The 18,447-nt window shown below is 70.6% G+C and carries 14 protein-coding genes; 5 read left to right on the forward strand and 9 right to left on the reverse strand.

Annotation, left to right across the window (positions count from 1 at the left end; translation table 11 throughout):
- The first annotated feature begins 11 nt into the window (after window positions 1–11).
- Window positions 12–614, forward strand: a complete 603-nt coding sequence (locus ACEJ41_RS10005) for a Dps family protein (RefSeq protein WP_374012130.1) — start codon at window positions 12–14, stop codon at window positions 612–614.
- A gap of 108 nt (window positions 615–722) precedes the next feature.
- Here the strand turns inward: ACEJ41_RS10005 and cysQ are convergent, their stop codons facing one another.
- Entirely contained in the window at window positions 723–1,520 is a 798-nt protein-coding gene (gene cysQ / locus ACEJ41_RS10010) for a 3'(2'),5'-bisphosphate nucleotidase CysQ (RefSeq protein ID WP_374012131.1), read from the reverse strand.
- Window positions 1,517–2,062, reverse strand: coding sequence for an ADP compounds hydrolase NudE (gene nudE / locus ACEJ41_RS10015; RefSeq protein ID WP_374012132.1), 546 nt, complete (start codon window positions 2,060–2,062; stop codon window positions 1,517–1,519). Before nudE ends, cysQ begins: the two co-directional genes overlap by 4 nt.
- A 74-nt stretch (window positions 2,063–2,136) precedes the next feature.
- Between nudE and bioA the strand changes: the two genes are divergently transcribed.
- Both bioA and ACEJ41_RS10025 read left to right on the forward strand, forming a co-directional pair.
- Window positions 2,137–3,528 (forward strand): adenosylmethionine--8-amino-7-oxononanoate transaminase, encoded by a 1,392-nt coding sequence (gene bioA / locus ACEJ41_RS10020; RefSeq protein ID WP_374012133.1) that lies wholly within the window; start codon window positions 2,137–2,139, stop codon window positions 3,526–3,528.
- Window positions 3,519–4,253, forward strand: a complete 735-nt coding sequence (locus ACEJ41_RS10025; protein WP_374012134.1) for a 16S rRNA (uracil(1498)-N(3))-methyltransferase — start codon at window positions 3,519–3,521, stop codon at window positions 4,251–4,253. Before bioA ends, ACEJ41_RS10025 begins: the two co-directional genes overlap by 10 nt.
- Before the next feature lie 14 nt (window positions 4,254–4,267).
- Here ACEJ41_RS10025 and ACEJ41_RS10030 read toward each other — a convergent pair whose 3' ends face one another.
- The 7 genes from ACEJ41_RS10030 to pilG all read right to left on the reverse strand — a co-directional run bounded on the left by ACEJ41_RS10030 (window position 4,268) and on the right by pilG (window position 16,342).
- Window positions 4,268–4,738: a chemotaxis protein CheW gene (locus ACEJ41_RS10030; protein ID WP_374012135.1), complete on the reverse strand. Its 471-nt coding sequence runs from the start codon at window positions 4,736–4,738 to the stop codon at window positions 4,268–4,270.
- Window positions 4,739–4,763: 25 nt separating this feature from the next.
- Window positions 4,764–6,017, reverse strand: coding sequence for a chemotaxis protein CheB (locus ACEJ41_RS10035; RefSeq protein WP_374012136.1), 1,254 nt, complete (start codon window positions 6,015–6,017; stop codon window positions 4,764–4,766).
- The gene (locus tag ACEJ41_RS10040) at window positions 6,004–12,867 is read right to left on the reverse strand and encodes an Hpt domain-containing protein (RefSeq protein ID WP_374012137.1); all 6,864 of its coding nucleotides are present in this window, start codon (window positions 12,865–12,867) and stop codon (window positions 6,004–6,006) included. The genes ACEJ41_RS10035 and ACEJ41_RS10040 overlap by 14 nt, the downstream gene beginning before the upstream one ends.
- An 82-nt stretch (window positions 12,868–12,949) precedes the next feature.
- Window positions 12,950–14,986, reverse strand: a complete 2,037-nt coding sequence (locus ACEJ41_RS10045) for a methyl-accepting chemotaxis protein (protein ID WP_374012138.1) — start codon at window positions 14,984–14,986, stop codon at window positions 12,950–12,952.
- 40 nt (window positions 14,987–15,026) lie between these two features.
- Complete coding sequence (locus tag ACEJ41_RS10050) at window positions 15,027–15,557, reverse strand: chemotaxis protein CheW (RefSeq protein WP_374012139.1); 531 nt, start codon at window positions 15,555–15,557, stop codon at window positions 15,027–15,029.
- Entirely contained in the window at window positions 15,557–15,922 is a 366-nt protein-coding gene (locus ACEJ41_RS10055; RefSeq protein ID WP_374012140.1) for a PleD family two-component system response regulator, read from the reverse strand. The genes ACEJ41_RS10050 and ACEJ41_RS10055 overlap by 1 nt, the downstream gene beginning before the upstream one ends.
- 18 nt (window positions 15,923–15,940) lie before the next feature.
- Window positions 15,941–16,342, reverse strand: a complete 402-nt coding sequence (gene pilG, locus ACEJ41_RS10060; protein ID WP_374012141.1) for a twitching motility response regulator PilG — start codon at window positions 16,340–16,342, stop codon at window positions 15,941–15,943.
- Window positions 16,343–16,593: 251 nt separating this feature from the next.
- Here pilG and gshB point away from each other — a divergent pair, with 251 nt between their 5' ends.
- Window positions 16,594–17,544, forward strand: a complete 951-nt coding sequence (gshB, locus tag ACEJ41_RS10065; RefSeq protein ID WP_374012142.1) for a glutathione synthase — start codon at window positions 16,594–16,596, stop codon at window positions 17,542–17,544.
- The gene (locus ACEJ41_RS10070) at window positions 17,541–18,404 is read left to right on the forward strand and encodes an energy transducer TonB (RefSeq protein WP_374012143.1); all 864 of its coding nucleotides are present in this window, start codon (window positions 17,541–17,543) and stop codon (window positions 18,402–18,404) included. The genes gshB and ACEJ41_RS10070 overlap by 4 nt, the downstream gene beginning before the upstream one ends.
- The last annotated feature ends 43 nt before the right edge of the window (window positions 18,405–18,447 follow it).

Below are 18,447 nucleotides of genomic sequence, written 5' to 3' on the forward strand. Positions count from 1 at the left end.
AGGAGTCATTCATGGCCAAGACCAAATCGCCCAAGTCACTCAAGTCCGCCGGTTCCGGAAAACCGTCCAAGGCGCCCAAGCCGGGCAAGGCCGGCGCTGCCTCCAAGGCGCGCTCGACGGGCAATGAGCCCTCCAGTTCGCGCATCGACATCGGCATCTCCTCGGCCGACCGCAAGCAGATCGCCGCAGGCCTGTCGCACTACCTGGCCGATGCCTTCACCCTGTACCTGAAGACCCACAACTTCCACTGGAACGTGACCGGGCCGATGTTCAATTCGCTGCACGTCATGTTCGAGACCCAGTACACCGAACAGTGGACCGCACTTGACGACGTGGCCGAACGCATCCGCGCGCTGGGCTTCCACGCGCCGGGTTCCTACGCCGAGTTCGTGAAGCTGACCTCGGTGCGCGAGGAAGCCGGTGCCAGCGACGTGCCGGAGTGGCAGGCCATGGTCCAGCAACTGGTGGCCGGCAACGAGGCGGTGTGCCGCACCGCGCGCGCGGTGCTCAAGACCGCCGACGAGGCCGGCGACGATCCCTCCGTGGACCTGCTGACCCAGCGCCTGCAGACCCACGAGAAGTACGCCTGGATGCTGCGCTCGCTACTGGAGTGAACCGGGCACGGCCGCCCCGCGCGCAGGCCGTGGCGCGGGGATGGGCCGGTTTTTGCAGGAGTCCTTTGCAGGAGTACCGCCGCCCGGGCCAGGTGGCGCGGGCCGGCCCTAGAGCCAGTCCTGCCAGCGCAGGTCCGGATCTCCCAGGGCGATGAAGTCGCCGTTGAGCAGCGATTCGCGCCGGTTGTAGCGGAACGGCTTGCCCGTGGCGGTCGCCAGCAGGACGCCGCCGGCGGCGTGCAGCACGCACTGGGCCGCAGCGGTGTCCCACTCGGAGGTCGGCCCGAAGCGCGGGTAGACATCCAGCCCGCCTTCGGCGATGCGGCAGAACTTCAGCGACGAACCCAGTGCCACTTCCTCGATCTCGCCCATCCGGTCCAGCACCGCCTGGGTGCGGGCATCGCGGTGCGAACGGCTGGCCGCCACCCGCAGCGGTGCGGTGGCCGGCGCGCGCACCTGCAACGGCTCGTCACGCTGGCCGTCGCGGCGGTAGGCGTTCTCGCCGCGCACCGCATGCCATACCTGCCCGCCCACCGGCGCCTGGACCACGCCCAGCACCGGCGCGCCCTGGTGCACCAGGGCAATGTTCACGGTGAACTCGCCATTGCGCTTGATGAATTCGCGGGTGCCGTCCAGCGGGTCCACCAGCCAGTAGGTCGACCAGTGGCGCCGGGTGTCCCACGGCACGTGCGCCGACTCCTCCGACAGCACCGGCAGGTCGGGCGTGAGCCGTTGCAGGCCATCGACGATGATCCGGTGCGCGGCCAGGTCGGCGGCGGTCAGCGGGCTGGCGTCTTCCTTGTGCGCCACTTCGAAACCGGCCGCATAGACGTCCATGATCGCCGCACCGGCCTGGGCGGCGATCGCGATCACGGTCTCGCGCAGGTCCGCGGTGATCCGGATCATCGGCGGCCCAGCCATTCGCGGGCGATGAACAGCGCGGCCAGCGAACGCCCTTCGGAAAAATCTTCTCGCAACATCAGTTCTTCCAGTTCCTGCAGCTTCCAGGGGACGAGTTCGAGCTCCTCCGGCTCGTCGCCGGGCAGCTTCTCGGGATAGAGGTCGCGTGCCAGCACCAGCCACGAAACGTGATTCATGTAGGTCGGCGCCAGGGTCAGCGGGCGCAGGACCTCCAGTTGCCGGGCACCGTATCCGGCCTCTTCCTTGAGCTCGCGGTCGGCCGCTTGCAGCGGCGTCTCGCCGGCGTCGATCCGGCCCTTGACCAAGCCCAGCTCGTAGCGGTGCACGCCGGCGGCGTACTCGCGCACCAGCAGCACCGTTTCCGGGTCCAGCATCGGCACGACCACCACCGCGCCATGCCCGCGCGCGACCATGCGCTCGAAGCGGCGCCGTTCGCCGTTGGAGAACTCCAGGTCCAACCGCTCCAGCCGGTAGGGGCCGGCCTCGCCACTGGTGACGCCGTGGATGACGGGAAGCGGGCGGCTCACCGGCACCGCCTGCGGCGCGGCCGCGGACAGGCCGATATGATGACGGGATGCTGGAACGTGATCATGAGCCCGGAATGCTAGCAGACCCATCGCTGCAGGAGTCCGCGCAGCGATGGCGCGAGCGCGACCTGGCCGTGGTGTGGCACCCGTGCACGCAGATGCGCGAACACCCCGACGTGCTGCCACTGGTGCCGATCGAGCGCGGCGAAGGGGCATGGCTGGTCGGCCGCGACGGCCGCCGCTACCTGGATGCGATCAGCAGCTGGTGGACCAACCTGCACGGCCATGCCGAACCACGCATCGCCGCGGCCATCGCGCGCCAGGCCGGCAGCCTGGAGCAAGTGATCCTGGCCGGCTTCTCCCATGCCCCCGCGGTGGAGCTTGCCGAACGCCTGCTGGCCATCGCCCCGCGCCAGGCCGGCCGTGCGCCGCTGGCCAAAGTGTTCTACGCCGACAACGGCTCGGCCGGGGTGGAGGTGGCGCTGAAGATGGCGTTCCACTGGTTCCGCAACCGCGGCGAGGCCCGGCGGGTGAAGTTCGTGGCGCTGGAGAACGGCTACCACGGCGAGACCCTGGGCGCGCTGGCGGTGGGCGACGTGCCGCTGTACCGGCGGGTGTATGCGCCGCTGCTGGCGCAGGCGTTGTTCACGCCCTCGCCCGACGCCTACCTGGCCGGCGCCGGGGAAAGCGCGGCGCACTGCGCCAGGCGCGCAGCCGACGCGCTGGCCGACCTGTTCGATCGCCATCCCGGCGAGGTCTGCGCGGTGATCCTGGAACCGCTGCTGCAATGCGCCGGCGGCATGCGCATGCATGACCCGTCCTACCTGCAGCGGGTGCGAGAACTGTGCGACGCCAATGGCGCGTTCCTGATCGCCGACGAGGTCGCCACCGGATTCGGCCGCACCGGGACCATGTTCGCCTGCGAGCAGGCCGGCATCGCCCCGGACCTGATGTGCCTGTCCAAGGGCCTGACCGGCGGCTTCCTGCCGTTGTCGGCAGTGCTGGCCACCCAGGCCCTGTACGACGGCTTCCTGGACGATTCGCGCGAGCGCGCGTTCCTGCATTCGCACAGCTATACCGGCAATCCGCTGGCCTGTGCCGCGGCGCTGGCCTCGCTCGACATCTTCGCCAGCGACGACGTACTGGCGCGCAACCGTGCCACCGCCGCACGCATGGCCGAACTGGCCGCACCGCTGGGATCGCTGCAGCACGTGGCCGACCTGCGCCAGACCGGCATGGTGCTGGCATTCGAGCTGGCCCGCGACGGCGACCGCGCCACGCCGTTCGACCCGGGCCTGCGGGTGGGCCTGCGCGCCTACCGCGCGGCATTGCAGCGCGGCGTGCTGCTGCGCCCGCTGGGCGACATCGTGTACTGGATGCCGCCCTACTGCGTGGACGAAGCACAACTGCAACTGCTGGCCCGGGTCACCGGGCAGGCCATCGAGGAGGCCACCGCATGCGCGTGACCCGCTGCCACGTGGACCTGCCGCTGCATCCCGGCACCACCGTGGTCCTGCCCGAGCGCGCGGCCAACCACCTGACCCGCGTGCTGCGGCTGCGCCAGGACGACCCCTGCGTGCTGTTCAACGGCGACGGCCACGACTACACCGCGCGCCTGTGCGCCGTGGGCAAGCGCGAGGTGAGCGCACAGGTCCTGGCATCGACCCCGGTGGACCACGAATCGCCGCTGCGGATCGTGCTGCTGCAAGGCATCGCCCGCGGCGAGAAGATGGATCTGATCGTGCAGAAAGCCACCGAGCTGGGAGTGGCCGCAATCGTGCCCGCCAGCGGCCAGCGCACCGAGGTGCGGCTGGACGCCGAACGTGCCGGCAAGCGCATGGCGCACTGGCGCAGCGTGGTGGAATCGGCATGCGAACAGTGCGGGCGCACGCGCGTCCCCGGGCTGTCGCCGCCCGCGCCGCTGGACGCGGCCGTGGCCGGCCTGGACGCCGGCGGCTTGCGCCTGGTGCTGGATCCGCAGGGCACGCATCGCCTCGAGCGCCTGCCGGTACCGGACGCGGCCACCGTGATCGTGGCTATTGGCCCGGAGGGTGGCTGGTCGCCACGCGACCGCGAGGTGCTGCATGCAGCCGGCTTTGCCGGCCTGCGCCTGGGCCCGCGGATCCTGCGCACGGAAACGGCAGGGTTGGCCGCGATCGCGGCCTTGCAGGCGCGTTTCGGCGACCTGTAGCGGGGCAATAGCCCTCAGGCCACCGCCGCCATCGCTTCCACGACCATGCGCTCCACGCCTTCCAGGTCGGGCAGCAGCGCACCCTGCTCGCCCAGCAGCACCCGCATCTGCACACCGCGCGGCAGCTCGTCCTCGGACGCATCGGCCAGCAGGCTGTCGCGCGGGACCGAGACCAGCTGCGGGAACGAGGCGGCCTGCAGGGCCACGTAGGGCAGCGTCTCGTCGCCGGCCATGCCCTTGAGCACGATCACCCGGTTGTTGCGCGCGACCGGCTCGTCGCCCAGCCCCGCCAGCCGTGCAAATGCCACCAGCGGCACTTCCCAGCCATGCCACTGGATCCGCCCGGCCAGCCAGTCGGGTGCGTCGGCGATGGGTTCCACCGGCACCCGCGCCATCACTTCGGCCACGGTGGCATTGGGCAGCAACAGGCGCTCGCTGCCTACCTGGATCATGATCCCGCGGATTTCGTCTTTGTTGTAGGCCATTCGTTGCGGTCTCGGATCGTGCGGGTCAGCCCCAGCGCTGTGCCAGCCGCTCGGCCAGCTGCGCCGGTGCACCCAGTTCAATGTCGCCGGCCGCCAGCAGCTTCACTGCAGCGGCGTCGTAGCAGCCTTCCACCGCCTGCCCGCTCACGTAGGCACCGCGTGCAGCCAGCGCCAGGGCGGCGCCCACGCGCTCCGGATCGGCGCCGCTGAGCATCAGCACCGCGCTCTGCTCGGACGGCAGCAGGTCCATGAACTCCTGGTTGGCGGCCTCGTTGAAGCGCAACCCTTCGTTGCCGCTCTCCATGGTCACGCCGTCGGGCAGCACGTAGACCCGGCCGCCGGCCAGGAACTGCCCGGGTGCCGCCATCTGCACCGGCAAGGTGGCCACGCGCGCCAACTGCTTGACCAGGTTGTCGTAGCGCCCGCCGTCCAGGCGCAGTTGCACCAGGACCGGATGGGAGAATTCCTTCGGCAGTGCCACCAGCAGCTTGCGCACCGCGTCGGGACCGCCGATGCCGGCCACCACCAGCACCACGCCATCCACACGGCCACGGATGCCTGCCTGTTCGGCGCCGTCCGCGTCGATCGCGCCGACCGGCTCCAGGTCCACCAGCTCCAGCCGCGAGAAATCGGGCAGCGGAGGCGGCGTGGCCGCGGTGACGGACAGCGCAGGCGGCGAAGCTGCGGCATCGGCAGCGGGTTCGGGTGATTCCTCCTCCACGACCGCTTCGGCCGCAGCTTCCGGCTCCGGCTGGAGCTGCAATGCCGGTGCAGCTGCCTGCGTGCCCGGTCGATCCTGCGGCAGGTCCGCCGCCAGCGCCTCGGCCTCGGCCAGGTGCGGCTCGAAGCGGGCATCGGCATGGGCTTCCTGCGGCGTCTGCGGGTGGCCTGGCTCCAGGTCCAGGGCCAGGTCCTGCTCGCGCCCGGGCGGCAGGACATCGTCATGGCCGTGCAGCTTGGCGGCCAGGTGGCGGATCCAGCGCTGCGCCTCCCAGCCTTCGCGGTGCGCAGCCAGGTCGGCCTCGTCGAAGATCACCGGCAGGCCGGACGCTTCCAGCGCCGGCTCCAGTGCCTCCAGCGCATCCTCCACCGCCGGTTCCAGCGCCACCAGCACCGCACGCGGCCCGGCACTGGCCAGGGTGGCCGCGTCCAGCGCGGCAGGGTCTTCCTCCAGCACCACCAGCGCGCCGGCGGCATCCAGCGCCTCGCGCAGGCGTTCGCGTGCCGGGCCAGGCCGGGCCAGCAGCGCGACCGGAGTACGTGCGTCATTCGCGGACACGGGCGATCCCCAGCAAGTCGTAAACGTTACGCATCAGGTCCAGCTCCTGGTATGGCTTGCCCAGGTAGCGCTGCACGCCGATCTCGAATGCGCGCTGGCGATGCTTCTCGCCAGTACGCGAAGTGATCATCATGATCGGCACGCTGCGGAAACGCTCGTCGGCGCGCATCGCGGTGGCCAGCTCGTAACCGTCCATGCGCGGCATCTCGATGTCCAGCAGCATCAGGTCGGGCACGCGCTCCTCCAGCTGCTCCAGCGCCTCGATGCCATCGCGGGCGGTGGCCACCTCGAAGTTGTGCCGTTCCAGCACGCGGCTGGACACCTTGCGCATGGTCAGCGAGTCGTCCACCACCATCACCAGCGGCACCTGGCGCGCCTGCGCCGGGGCCAGGTGCTCGACGGAACGCTCCGGCTGCGACAGGTGGCGGCGCACCAGCGGGGCCACGTCCAGGATCACCACCACGCGGCCATCGCCGGTGATGGTGGCACCGTAGATGCCCGGCACCGAGGCGATCTGCAGGCCGACCGGCTTGACCACGATTTCGCGGTTGCCGACCACCTGGTCGATCGCCACCGCCGCGCGCAGGTCGCCGGCACGCACCAGCAGCAGCGGCACCTGTTCCTGGCCCTCGGCCCTGGCCGGCCCCTGGCCGACCAGCATGCCCAGGTCGTGCACCGCGTACTCCTCGCCGGCATAGCGGTAGCCACCGCCGCCGGCCTCGAAGCGCTCGCGGGTGATCCGGCCGATGCCGCTGACCGAGGCCACCGGCACCGCATAGGTGATGTCGCCGATCTGCACGAATACGGCCTGGGTGACCGCCAGGGTCTGCGGCAGGCGCAGGGTGAAGGTCACGCCCTGGCCCGGGGTGGAGGCGATTTCCACGGTGCCGCCAAGCTGGCGCACCTCATTGCGGACCACGTCCATGCCCACCCCACGGCCGGCCAGCTGGCTGACCTGCTCGGAGGTGCTGAAGCCGGATTCGAAGATCAGCGAATCCAGTTCCACATCGGTGAGCACCGCGTCGGGCCGGAGCAGCCCGCGCGACTCGGCGCGCTGGCGGATCGCCACGCGGTCCAGGCCGCGTCCATCGTCGCTGACCCGCAGCACGATTTCCGAACCCTCGTGGCGCAGGGCGATGGTGATCGTGCCTTCCTCGGACTTGCCGGCGCTGCGGCGTTCCTTCGGCAGTTCCAGGCCATGGGCGACCGAGTTGCGCAGCATGTGCTCCAGCGGCGCGACCATGCGATCCAGCACGTTGCGGTCGAGCTCGCCGTGGGTGCCGTCGAGCTTGAGCTGGACCTGCTTGCGGGTTTCGTGCCCGGCCTGGCGGACCACGCGGCGCAGGCGCGAGACGATGCTGTCGAACGGCACCATGCGCGCGCTCATCAGCCCGTCCTGCAACTCCGAACTCACCCGCGACTGCTGCTGCAGGAGGACGTCGTACTGGCGCGCCATGTCGTCCAGCACGCCTTGCAGGCCGGTCAGGTCGGCGGCCGACTCGGCCAGGCCACGGCTCAGCTGCTGCAGGGTCGAGAAGCGGTCCAGCTCCAGCGGATCGAAGGTCTGGTCGGCGCTGTCCTGTTCGCGCTGGTAGCGGGCCACGATCTGCGCTTCGGTTTCCAGGTCCAGGCGGCGCAACTGGTCGCGCAGGCGCGCGTTGGTCCGGTCAAGCTCGCCCATGGCACCGCGGAAGGCGCCCAACTGCTGCTCCAGGCGGGCGCGGTAGATCGCCACCTCGCCGGCGTGGTTGACCAGGTTGTCGAGCAGGTCGGCACGCACGCGCACCTGTTCCTGCGGCGCGCGCGCACCGGTCTTGTCCTCGGCCGAGGCCGCAGCCTCGTCCTTGACCGGCGCCGACAGCGGCGTGGCCAGGAACGGCGCGGGCACGGCGTGGGCCTGCGCCGCAACCGGCGCCGGCACCGTGGCCGCTGCCTGCGCGGGGGCTTCGGTGGCCGCCTGCTCCGGCTCGGACACTGCCGGCTCGGACGCTGCCGGTTCGGACGCAGCCTGTTCGGGCACTGCTTCCTCGGCCTCGGCCTGCTCCTGCGGTGCCTGCGCACCCGCCTGGGCTGCGCTGGCTTCGTCGTCGAGCGCGGACGTGGACGGCACGTAGGCTTCGCCGCGGATGCGCGCCTCGAACTCGTCGATCAGCGCCTGCGGCATCTGGGTGGTGCGATGGCCACGGGTGCGCACCAGCAACCGGTGCAGCGTATCGAAGCCACGCTCGAGCAGCTGGATGTCGCCGCTCTGCAGCTCGGTGCGGTGCTCGGCCGCTGCTTCCAGCAGCGATTCGATCACGTGGCCCAGGTCGCCGATGGTGGCGATGCCGGCCATCCGGGCGCCACCCTTGAGCGTATGCAGGTCGCGCTGCAGGCCGATGATCGTCTCGCGCGCGCCCATGTCCTCGCGCAGTTCCTGGATCAGGCCGTCGATGTGGTCGAGCAGGTCGCCGCCTTCCTCGACGAAGATGTCGAGCAGGTCGCGATCGAGCTCGCTGAAGTCCAGCATCGTCCCGTCGTCGTCGGCCGCCGTTGCACTGGCCGCCATCGGCTCCGGCTCCGGCTCGTGCAGCGCGGGCAGGTCCACGGCCACGGTCGCGGCCGGTACGTCGGCCTCGGCCTCAACCTCTGCTTCGGCCTCAACCTCCGCTTCGACTTCAACCTCTGCCTCGATCCCGGCGTCGTCCTCTGCCTCGACTTCGGCTTCGGCTTCGGCTTCGGCCACCGCGTCATCGGCGCTGGCCTCGGCCTGGTCTGCGTCATCCGGCTGCAGCGAGGCCTCGTCGGTGGCCGCAACCTCGGCGACCTCGTCGGCTTCGGAAACCTCGCCCGCAACCGGCTCGTCCGCGGTTGCAGCCTGGTCGGTCGCGGCATCTTCCGCGGCAGGCGCCCCGGATCGGTCGTCGGCCGATTCCGTCACCTGTTCCAGGTGCACGGCCTCGTCGGTCGGGGATGCGTCGTCGGCGCTGGCAGCATCGACAGGCGATGCCGCCTCGGCCGGCTCGAACTGGTCCTGCGGCGTGGCAACGCCATCGCCGGCCACGCTGGACGCCACTTCGGCGCCGCCGTCCTGCTCTTCGGATGCGGGCGCTTCGTCCGGCATGTCCACGGTCAGGTAGGCGCTGAGGTCGCCGATGCCGGTCAGCTCGACCGGCAGGTCCACGCCGTCGTCCATCGGCTCCACGCCATCGTCGACCAGCTCCGACTGCGGCCAGCTCACCTCCGGCAGCGCAGCGGCCAGCGCCTGCAGCCGGCCCACCAGCGCGGTGTGACGGGCAATGCGCGGCGATTCGGACTGCAGCGCGAGGATGCAACCGCGGATCGCCTCGGTGGTGCCGGCGATGGCGTCCACCGCATCGGCCTCGACCGGCTGCCCGCCGCCGAGGGCGCGCTTGATGAAGGTTTCGGCCGCGTCGGTGACGGCGGTGATTTCCGGCACGTCGGTCATCGCGAACGCGCCGTTCATGGTGTGGATGGCGCGCAGCAGGGCGTCGGTGGCAGGCGCTGGCGACTGGCGTGCCGAGGCCAGCCACGCATCCATCGTCTCCAGGTGCGAGGACACCTCCGCCTCGAGGATTTCCCGCAGCACGCTGTCCACGGAGGCGGGCGTGCCCTCGGTGATCTCTGCCGGCTCTGCGGCCACGACCGGATCGGCAACGGCGTCGGGCACGGCGTCCATCGAGGCGGGGGCCTCGTAGAACACGTCCTCGCCGGCGGCAACGCGCTCGGCCACCGCCTCCAGCCCGGCCAGATCGGCATCCAGCGGGGCGCGGCCACGCAACGCGGCGTCGAACTGCGGCAGCACGTCGCATGCGTGCTGGACCATCGCCAGTACCGCTTCGCTCGGCGCGCGGGTGCCATCGAGCACGCGGTTGAGCATGGTCTCGATCTTCCAGCTGAACTCGCCCAGCGCGGTCGCGCCAACCAGCCGGCCACTGCCCTTGAGGGTATGGAACACGCGGCGGATCGAACGCTGGCGCTCGGCATCGGCCGGCGCACTCCGCCATTCCGGCAACAGGCGGCCAAGGTTTTCCATCTCTTCCTCGAACTCTTCGAGGAAGACTTCGCGGATATCGGCATCGATGTCGTGGCTGGGATCGAAGCCACCGGCGACGGAACCATCCGCGGCACCGGCGGGTGCCGGCGGTGCCGCGACGGCAAAGCCGCCTTCGGGAAGCGTGGCCGCCGCCGCCGACATCTCGGCGAACAGCGCCTCGGCCTCTGCAGCGGCAGCGTCCGCATCGGCGTCGCCGGCCGCAGTCTCGACATCGGTCGAGACAGCGGACTCGGCAATCGGCTCGGCAGCGGGCTCAGCGGCGGGCTCGACCTCGGGCTCGGCGACGGGCTCGACATCGGTCTCGGCCACCGGCTCGACCGGCTCGACAACCGGCTCGGCCGTGGCATCGGCAGCGCTGTCCTGGACGGCGGCCTTGGCCGCGCCCTGCTTCGGACGGTAGCGCACGTTGAGGTTGAGCCACTCCTGCGATCCGTCGGCCGAGGCCTGCGTGACGGTGGCGGGCGCGTCCGCTTCGCTGGCCGCAGCGGCGGCATGCGCGAGGTCGTCTACATCGGCACCGGCATCTGCATCGGCGCTGGCATCGGCAGCAGCGTCGGCGTCGGCACCGCCGGCTTCGTGCTCCATGCCGGCTTCGGCGACGTCCAGGACAGGCTCGTCACCGGCCAGCGGCATCGCCGCTTCGATGTCGAGCGCGGTGGCCGCATCGTCGGTCGCGGCCTCGTATTCGGCCGACACCGGATCGAAGGTGAACGCCGTGGCGTCCACCTGCGGAGCGTCCACCAGCGGGGCATCCATCGCCACCGGGACCAGGGACTGCGGTTCGATCTCGAGCGGCGGAATCTCCAGCGTCTGGAATTCGGGCGCGTCGGGCTCGTCGCTGCTGACGGGTACCAGCGGGATCGGCGCGTATTCGTCTTCCAGGGCGACAAAGGCCGGCGGCCGCTCTGCCTGCACCGAGTCCCAGCCGTCGATGACCGGCGTGGGCTCCTGCGCAACCGCAGGTTCCGGCACCGGATCGGCCACCTGCTCCGGCGCTGCGGCAACGGTTTCCACAGCGTCCGCGGTTTCCGCGATTGCCTCGGCTTCCCCGGTCGGCGCGGCTGGCGCCTGGGCGGCGTCCGGGTCGGCCTCGGCGGCGTCTTCCGGCAGCGGCCAGTAGTTCAGGTTCTCGAGGCTGGCGCGCGCGATCTCGAGGATCTCGTCACGGTTCGGGCGGCGGTCGCGCAGCGCTTCGAGGTAGTACTCCAGGCTGGCCATCGCATCGGCCAGGGTATCGAGCTGGCGGCCGCTGGGAACGCGGCGGCGGGCCAGCAGCTCGACCGCAATGTAGCGGCGCACGCCTTCCAGGTAGGCGGCCGGCTGCGGCAGGTTGAGCATGTTCAGCGCGCCAGCCACTTCGTCCAGCAGGCGCGGCACCTCGTCCAGGCGCGCGTGGTCCCAGTTGGTCTCGATGAAGGCGACGAAATGCTCGCGCGCGGTGGCGAAATTGGCGATCGCCTCGTGCGCCAGCACTTCGATGGTGCGCTGGGCTTCGGCCGCGGCCGCATCCTCGGCCTGCTCGCCGTGGGCGCCCAGGCTGGCCACCTGGTCGTCCAGCGTCGCGTCCACGTAAAGCAGCGCGCCGGCGATATCCAGCAGCGCGCCCTCGGAGGCCGGCTGCTCGCCACGGGCAATGGCAGCCAGCGCATCGCGCTGCTGCTGGACCACGTCGCGGGCCACGCCCAGGCCCAGCATGCCCAGGGTGTCGGCAACCTTGGTCAATTCTTCCGCCTGCGGCTGCAGGGCGGCGGCATCGCTGCCGGTTCGCAGGTGCAGGTCCAGTGCATCCTTGACCCGCAGCAGCTCCTCCTTGACCACGGCGCCAACGGTGTTGAGCAGTTCGCGGTTGCGCCCGGCCAGGCTGCCACGCGCATGGTCCAGCTCGGCCTCGGTGGGCACGTGCGTGTCCAGGTCGAATGCGCGACGCAGTTCGTCCAGCGCCGGATGCGGGGTTCGCGCCTGGGCGACCAGGTACAGCAACTGGCGGGTCGGCTCCTGGCTGGCCACGCCCTGGGCCTCGCCCGGCACGGGGCCGTCGGCCTGCGCGTGGCGCAGTGCACGGGCAATGTCGGCGAAGGCATTGCGCAGTGCGTCGCCAGCCGGCAGGGCACCGTCGCGCAACGCCTGCGCAACGCAGGACATCACCCACAGCATGCGCCGGGATTCGTCGTAGCGTGCGTTCTCCAGCAGGTCGGCCGCGATGGCGGCCAACGCCGCCGGGTCGGACGGGGCACCCTGCTCGGACCAGCCGGCCAGTGCCTCTTCAAAGCGGGTCTGCGCCGACGCCACGTGGCCCTGGCGCTGCGCCCACGGCAGGGTCGAGGCCTGCGGCACCTGTTCGGGCAGCGGGCCGCTCAGGTCCGGGGCGAACAGCACGCTCTCGTCCAGGCCGGCGGCACCGCGTGCGGCGCGGATGTCGTTGAGCAGCGGCAACAGCACGATCGGGATGTCGCGATGCCCGTTCTGCAGCCGCTCCAGGTAGTCGGGCAGCAGCACGGTGCCGCGCATCAGGGTCGCGCAGGCTTCGTCGCGGTCGTTGGCCGCACCCTGCTGCAGGGCCTGGGCCAGCAGTTCCATCTCCTCGGCCACCATCGCCGGGGCGTACAGCTCGACCATGCGCAAGGTGCCCTGCACCTGGTGCAGGTAGCCGGCGCAGAAACGCATGCGGCTGTCGTCGGCCGGGTTCTCGACAAATGCCTCGATCTCGCCACGGGCCTGGCGCAGGGTCTCGTCCAGCTCGGGCTTGACCCAGCCGAGCACGGCGTGGCTCATCGCGTCGCGCAGCGCACTCATTGCGACCTCCCCGCCAGGTAGTCGCCACTGCGCGTGTACCGGGTCTTGCTCATTACTTCTTCCCCCGTCGGGCGCGGCATCGTCAGCCAGGCAGCTTGAAGTCGGCGACCGATCGGCGCAGGTCCGCGGCCAGTTCCGCCAGGTGCCCGATCGACTCGGCGGTCTGCCCGGCACCGCGCGTCGTCTGGCCCGAAATCTGCTGGACCACGCCCATCGTCTTGGTGATGTCGGCCGCCGCGCCGGCCTGCTGCTGGGCGGCGACCGAGATGTTCTTGATGAGGTCGTTCAGGGCGTTGGACACGCGCTCGATCTCGGTCAGCGCGGTACCTGCGTCCTCGGCCAGGCGCGCACCGGACACGACCTCGGCGGTGGTCTGTTCCATCGAGTTGACCGCTTCGTTGGTATCGGCCTGAATCGCCTGGACCAGGCCTTCGATGCGTCGGGTCGCGTTGGAGGTGCGTTCTGCCAGCCGCTGCACTTCGTCGGCCACCACCGCAAAGCCGCGGCCGGTCTCGCCCGCCGAGGCCGCCTGCACCGCGGCGTTCAAGGCCAGGATGTTGGTCTGCTCGGAAATGTCGTTGATCAGTTCCACGATCGAGCCGATTTCCTGCGAGGACTCGCCCAGCCGCTTGATGCGCTTGGAGGTTTCCTGGATCTGGTCGCGGATCTGGTCCATGCCGTTGATGGTCTCGCGGACCACGCCCGCGCCCTCCGCGGCGATGACCACCGAGCGCTGCGCCACCTCGGCCGATTCGGTCGAGTTGCGCGAGACCTGCTCGATGCTGGTGGCGATCTCGTTGATGCGGTCGGATGCGGCGGTGATCTGCTCGGCCTGGTGGTTGGAGGCCTCGGCCAGCTGCAGCGCGGTGGCCTGGGTCTCCTGCGAGGAGGCGGCGACCTGCACCGAGGTGTCGTTGATCGTGGTGACCAGGTTGCGCAGTTCGTCGACCGCGTAGTTGATGGCGTCCGCGATCGCGCCGGTCATGTCCTCGGTCACCGACGCCTTCACCGTCAGGTCGCCTTCACCCAGCGAGGCGATTTCGTCCAGCAGCCGCATGATCGCCTGCTGGTTGCGGCTGTTGAACTCCACCTGGGCCTGGTAGCGCACTTCCTGCTCGCGGGCGCGGTTGCGCACCGAGCTCCAGACGAAGCCGATCAGCGCAATCAGCGCGACCGCGCCGGACACCACGCCGATCCAGAAATTGGGGAACAGGCGGGTGTCGCGCACCGAGCCGAACGAGGCGAATGCGTCGAACACGCGACGGCTGTCGTCGAGCATGCGGCCGGCGCCACCGGTGATGCTGGCCGCCGCGGCCTGGGCGGCGAACAGGTTGCGCGAGCTGCCGAGGATCGCGTCCAGGTCCTTGCGCATCTCGCCCCAGTGCGTCTGCGACTGGTTCAGGGCCGACAGCGCCGCCGGGTTGTTGACCGCGGCCACGCCCAGTTCCTGATTGCCCTCGCGCAGGCCGTCGAGCACCTGGCCGAACACCAGCGCGTCGCGGGTCAGCGCGTCACCGGCACTGGCCGCACCCGGGCCACCGGCGCGGATCTCGGTCACGCGGCGGGCCATGGTGCCGGCCACCACCACCTGCTGCAGTGCGTTGAACACCTGCGAGGCAGGCGCGCCGGAGGCGGTCATCGCGCGCACCACCTCGTTGAGCTGGGCCTGCAACTGCGGCACCCGCCCCACGAACCGGTCGGCGTTGCCGGCCAGTGCCAGCACTGCCTGCTCGGAGGCGATGATCTGCCCGGCACTCTTGCCCAACGGGGTCCAGGTGGCCACCAGCCGCTCCAGCGGCTCGGCCACGCCCGGCTCGCTGCCGAAGCGCGATTGCAGGGTTCCGACCCGGTCCTCGATCTCGCTGCGGGTGGTGCGGAAGGCCTTGAACGCCTCGGCGTTGCCCGCCACCGCGTCGCGGCCGTGGTTGGCAAGCTGCTGCGAAAGCACCTGCAGGTCGGCCGCGCTGGTGCTGGCGCCGGTCAGGCGGCTGCCCTGCCAGGTCGCCACGCCGGTGTTCACGCCGAACAGCACCACCGACAGCGCGAGGAGTACCAGCCAGAACCCGGTGCTCACGCCGCCCAGCCGGCTGGTCTTGGGAGTCTCGGGGGTAGTGCTCATGCGTGTTCTGCCTCGATCGGTAACGGGAACAGGCGGGCCGTCAGGCCGCGGCCTGCCGGAATTCGGGGGTACGGGCCAGCCGCGACAGCGAGAACACGCCCCAGTCGGCGTCCTCGCCGTGGAAGGCACGGTCGATGAAGTGGGCGTAGCGGCCCTGCGCCAGTTGCGCCGGATCCACCGCCTGCTCCTGGTCGAAGCCGCGCTGGCCGTAGAGTTCGTCGATGGCCAGGGCCACGTCGCCACCGTGCTGGCGCATCACCAGCACGCGCTGGCCCTCGTGCAGCACCGTGCGCTCGCCTTCCAGGAACAGCTTCAGGTCGACCACCGGGAACAGGTTGCCGCGCAGGTTGCCGATGCCCAGCAGCCAGGGCTGCGCGCCCGGCACCGGGGTAACCGGTGGCATCGGCAGGATTTCGACCACTTCGTTGAACGCCGAGACCAGCCGGCGCTGGCCGACGCGATAACCGACCCCGCGCCAGGTATCGGCACCGAGCTCGCGCGCCGGCAACTGCACCACGTGCGCCAGGCTGCGCTGTTCGTAATCGGACAGGATGTCGAACGGAGTGCGCATCAGGCGGCTACCAGCTGGTTGATCCGCGCCATCAGTTCGGTCTCGCGCGGAGGTTTGACCACGTAGTCCACCGCGCCCTGGCGCATGCCCCAGGCGCGGTCCGTTTCCATGCTCTTGGTGCTGACGATCAGCACCGGAATCTTGGTGGTGGCCGTGTCCCGGCTGAGCGCGCGGGTGGCCTGGAAGCCGCTCATGCCTGGCAGCACCACGTCCATCAGCACCAGGTCGGGCAGCTGCTGGCGGGCCATCTCGATCCCGTCTTCGGCATTGGATGCGTACACGACCTCGTGGCCGGCGCGTTCCAGCCACTGCGTGAACACGGCACGGTCGGTCGGTGAATCTTCGATCAGCAGGATGCGAGCCATGGTTGCCTGCCCCCCCGGTCAGGCGTTGACATAGGTACGGATGGCGCTGAGCAGTTCTTCCCGGGTGAAAGGCTTGGTCAGGTACTGCTCCGAACCCACGATGCGGCCGCGGGCCTTGTCGAACAATCCGTCCTTGGAGGAGAGCATGATCACGGGCGTGGACTTGAACTTCTGGTTGCCCTTGATCAGTGCGCAGGTCTGATAGCCGTCCAGGCGCGGCATCATGATGTCCACGAAGATGATCTGCGGCTGCTGGTCGGCAATCTTGGCCAGCGCCTCGAAACCGTCACTGGCGGTGACGACCTCACAGCCCTCGCGCTTGAGCAGGGTTTCGGCGGTGCGACGGATGGTCTTGGAGTCATCGATCACCATGACCCGCAAGCCGCCCAATTCCCCGTTCGGGGCCGTGTTGTCTGTCATTACCCAAGTTCCCCTTGCGCGCGGCGCTTCATCGTCCGGCGTCGCTGCGATGCCGTTCTATATCCCAGCACCGCCACGGACTGTCAAGTACGGCCGCACGCGCCGGAGCAGGCAGGTGAAGGCCCCCGGCGACGCAAACCGCGCGCGTGGTCGGCAGCACGGCGCCAGACTCAAGGGCGGTGTGCGCACTCCCGGGGCATGACCCCGGATCGGCTACCATCGCAGCCTCCCCCGCACCCATGCCCTGCCCCATGCCCCTGGACGTCATCGTGGTGATGGACCCGATCGGGTCGATCAAGATCGCCAAGGACACGACCTTCGCCCTGCTGCTGGAGGCCCAGCGCCGCGGCCACCGGCTGCACTACGCCGGCCGTGGCGGGCTGTCGCTGCACGATGGCCGGGCCCTGGCGCGGGTGGCGCCGCTGTCGGTGCGCGACGATCCGGCAGGCTGGTTCGAACTGGGCGCCTGGACCGAGCTGGCCTTCGGCCCCGGGCAACTGGTGCTGATGCGCAAGGACCCGCCGTTCGACGGCGAGTACCTGTATGACACCCACATCCTGGACATCGCCGGGGCCGCCGGGGCGCAGGTGGTCAACGCCCCGCAGGGCCTGCGCGACTTCAACGAGAAGCTGGCCGCGCTGCTGTTCCCGCAATGCTGCCCCCCCACCCGGATCAGCCGCGACGCGGCCGAGCTGAAGGGCTTCGTGACCGAACACGGGCGCGCCGTGCTCAAGCCGCTGGACGGCATGGGCGGCCGCTCGATCTTCCTCACCCAGGCCGGCGACCCCAACCTCAACGTGATCCTGGAGACGCTGACCGGGGGTGGCCAGCGCCTGGCGCTGGCCCAGCGCTGGCTGCCGGAAATCAGCCAGGGCGACAAGCGCATCCTGCTGATCGACGGCGAGCCGGTGGACTACTGCCTGGCGCGGATCCCGCAGGGCGACGACTTCCGCGGCAACCTGGCCGCCGGCGGCCGTGGCGAGGGCCGGCCACTGAGCGAGCGCGACCGCTGGATTGCCGCCCAGGTCGGCCCGGAGATGCGCCGCCGCGGCATGCGCTTCGTCGGCCTGGACGTGATCGGCGACTGGCTCACCGAGGTCAACGTGACCAGCCCCACCTGCGTGCGCGAACTGGACGCGCAGTTCGGCCTCAACATCGCCGGCATGCTGTTCGACGCGATCGAGGCCGGACCGGCGGCATGAGCACGGCCGCGGCCGCACCGCCGCAGATCGGCGAGCAGCAGCGGCTGACCGCCACCCTGGTGTTGTCCCTGCTGATGCACGCCATCGTGATCCTGGGACTGGGTTTCGTGCTGGAGGACGAGGCGCCGCTGGTGCCGACCCTGGACGTGATCTTCAGCCACACCAGCACCCCGCTGTCTCCCGAGCAGGCCGACTTCCTGGCCCAGGCCAACAACCGCGGCGGCGGTGAACACGAGCGCGCCCAGCGTCCGCGCGACACCCAGGCCGGCACCATCCCGCTGGCCGAACCCGGGCAGGCGGCGCTGCCGGAGTTGCCGCGCCAGGCCAGCGCGCCACCGCCGCAGACCCGGGTGATGACCAGCCGCAGCGGCGAGGTGCCGGCGCCGGCAGCGGTGCAGGCGCAGCCGGACCTGGGGCCGGTGAGCCCGGTCCGCGCGGCGCGCGATGCGGAGATGGCGCGGCTGGCGGCCGAGGTGTACCTGCGCTCGGAGCTGTACGCCAAGCGCCCGACCCGCAAGTTCGTCTCCGCCAGCACCCGCGAATACGCCTACGCCAACTACCTGCGCGCGTGGGTGGACCGCGCCGAGCGGGTCGGCAACCTCAACTATCCGGACGAGGTGCGCCGTCGCCGGCTGGGCGGCCAGGTGGTGATCAGCGTGGGCGTGCGTCGCGACGGCTCGGTGGAAAGCACGCGCATCCTGCGCTCCAGCGGCACCCCGATGCTGGATGCGGCAACCGAGCAGATCGTGCGCCTGGCCGAGCCGTTCCCGCCCCTGCCCGACAACGGCGACCAGGTGGACATCCTGCACGTCACCCGCACCTGGGTGTTCGTGCCCGGCGGGCAACTGCGGACCGAATAACCCCAAGCCCCCGCCAGGAACAGGCAACGATTGGCAGCCTGGC

Source organism: Pseudoxanthomonas koreensis, assembly GCF_041890415.1.
GTDB classification, from domain to species: domain Bacteria; phylum Pseudomonadota; class Gammaproteobacteria; order Xanthomonadales; family Xanthomonadaceae; genus Pseudoxanthomonas; species Pseudoxanthomonas koreensis_A.